At 66.9% G+C, this 2,188-nt stretch carries 4 protein-coding genes; all 4 read left to right on the forward strand.

The window, feature by feature from the left end; all coding sequences use genetic code 11:
* Positions 1–129 precede the first annotated feature (129 nt).
* On the forward strand, positions 130–441 hold the full coding sequence (locus ABZ260_RS50270) for a hypothetical protein (protein ID WP_355632847.1): 312 nt from the start codon (positions 130–132) through the stop codon (positions 439–441).
* A 326-nt stretch (positions 442–767) separates the two neighbouring features.
* Positions 768–1,715: a cytochrome P450 gene (locus ABZ260_RS50275; RefSeq protein ID WP_355632850.1), complete on the forward strand. Its 948-nt coding sequence runs from the start codon at positions 768–770 to the stop codon at positions 1,713–1,715.
* 65 nt (positions 1,716–1,780) lie between these two features.
* Positions 1,781–1,912, forward strand: a complete 132-nt coding sequence (locus tag ABZ260_RS50280; RefSeq protein ID WP_355632853.1) for an ALQxL family class IV lanthipeptide — start codon at positions 1,781–1,783, stop codon at positions 1,910–1,912.
* A gap of 71 nt (positions 1,913–1,983) precedes the next feature.
* Positions 1,984–2,112 carry a hypothetical protein gene (locus tag ABZ260_RS50285; RefSeq protein ID WP_355632856.1) on the forward strand — a complete coding sequence of 43 codons (129 nt, stop codon included), beginning with the start codon at positions 1,984–1,986 and terminating at the stop codon, positions 2,110–2,112.
* The last annotated feature ends 76 nt before the right edge of the window (positions 2,113–2,188 follow it).

A 2,188-nucleotide genomic window follows, 5' to 3' on the forward strand; every position in this document is an offset into this window, starting at 1 on the left:
TGGCCAGGGTGCGGCGGATCGTGCCGTCCTGCCCGTAGAAGCGGGCACCGCCCTGGTACTCGGCCACCACCTCGGCCCGGAAGGCATCCGCGATCCGGCGCTCCGGAGTGCCCGGCTCGGCCAGGACCAGTGCGCGGAACGCCCGGGTCACGCCCAGCATCGAGACAGGACCGGCTTGCGGAGATCCGCCGCTTCCGCGCCGAGGTCTTCTACGACCAGGGCCGCAGGCCCGGCTTCCGGATCGGAGACGCGGAGTTCGACGATCCGCAGGATCTCGATCTCGACGCGTTCCACCTGACCGCGCACGTGCCGGACCGGGAGGAACTCGCCGCCTGCGTCCGCCTGGCGCCCCCGGCACAGCCGCCCGGTTCCAGGTCCGGGACCATCTCGGCGGGCAGGCGTACGCCCGGCTACGCCGAAGCCACCCGCGTCCCGCTGTGACGTATCCGACGCCGTACCGGGCCTCACGGCACAGCCCGGCATTTGCCGTAACCTGAGAAAGGGCTGGGAAACTGAGCACGCTCCCCGTTTTCAATCCGGAATTCTTTCGGAATCCGTATCCCACCTACAAACTGCTGCGCGAAAACCATCCCGTCTGCCGCACGACCATTCCGTTCACCGATGTCGATGTCTGGCTGATCAGCCGGTACGAGGACGTCAAGGAGTGCTTCGCCGACCCCCGCCTCAGCAGCGACTACGCGAAGGCGCCACTCACTTTCCACAAGGCCGGACTGGCGTTCGGCGGCGACACGATCGGGTCGCGCACCATGCTGAACCTGGATCCCCCGGACCATACCCGGATTCGGAAACTGGCGGCCGCGACCTTCACCGAACGGCGCATCGCGCAGTGGCAGACGGCCATGCAGTCGATAACGGATTCTCTCCTCGACGCCGTACCGGTGAAGGAGCCGGTGGACCTGCTGGACACGATCGCCACCCCGCTCGCGGTGCAGGTGATCTGCGCCGTGCTGGGGGCTCCCCCCGGTGACAGCGTCCAGCTCCGCGAGTGGGGGGACCTGATATTCACCGCCGACCCGGCCCATCGCCATCTGGCGGTCGAGGCCGTGGAATCACTGATCGCGTACTCGGGCGACCTCATCGCCCACAAGAAGAAGGATCCGGGCTCCGACCTGCTGTCGGAATTGATCGAGGCGAGCCGCGTGCCCGGCGTGCTCAGCGAAGACGAACTGCTCGCCACGGTGCTCGGGCTCGTCGTGGCGGGGTACGAGTCGACCATCGCCATGGTCGGCGACATCTTCCTGGCCTTGCTGGATCACCCGGACCAGCTCGCGCTGCTCCGCCGGGACCTCAGGCTCGCCGACGCCGCGATCGAGGAGGTGCTCAGATACGACGGCCCCCAGGCGTCGTCCTTCTGGCGCTTCCCCACCGAGGACGTGGAGATCGGCGGGGTGCCGGTAGCGGCGCAGGAGACGGTCCTGCTTCTCGTCGGATCCGCGCACCGCGACCCCGCTCGCTATCCGGACCCCGACAGATTCGACATCCTCCGGGAGGACAAGCGCCATCTGGCATTCGGGCATGGCATTCACCGCTGCCTCGGCGCGCAACTGGCCCGCCGGAACACCCGGACGCTCCTCACCGAGACGCTGGAACGGTTCCCGGCGATGTCGCTGGCCATCGACCGCGCCGACATCGGGTACAAGCCGAACCTGATCGTGCGCGGGCCCGCCTTCCTGCCACTGATTCTTGATCGTTGACCGCGCTCACGGACTCCGCCGGCCTCACCGGCGGAGGTCTTTTCCCCAACAGAAGGAAATTCACGATGGAACTCGACGTCCAGGCCCTGGACATGCTCCCCGCCCAGACAGAGAGCCAGCTCTACCCATGCGACATCACCTGCTTGAAGCGCAGCTGCATCACCCTCATCACCTGCCTGAACACCAACGGTTTCTAGTACCCGGCGATCCGCATGCCCGGGTCACAGCGGATTTCCGTAAAGCCGTAGGCCACGAAAGGAAATTCACGATGGAGCTCGACGTCCAGGTTCTGGACATGCTCCCCGCCCAGGCGGAGAGCCAGCTGTACCCATGCGACATCACCTGCCAGAACTACCGTTCCTGCGCCACGTTCACCTGCGGGTCCACCAACTACTGAGGCCCCGCGTGACCGACCGGTCGAGGGGCGTGTTCCCGCCAGGCGGGCACACGTGCACCGACAAGGAAGACGGCTC

The sequence above is a fragment of the Streptosporangium sp. NPDC006013 genome, assembly GCF_040614275.1.
GTDB lineage: Bacteria > Actinomycetota > Actinomycetes > Streptosporangiales > Streptosporangiaceae > Streptosporangium.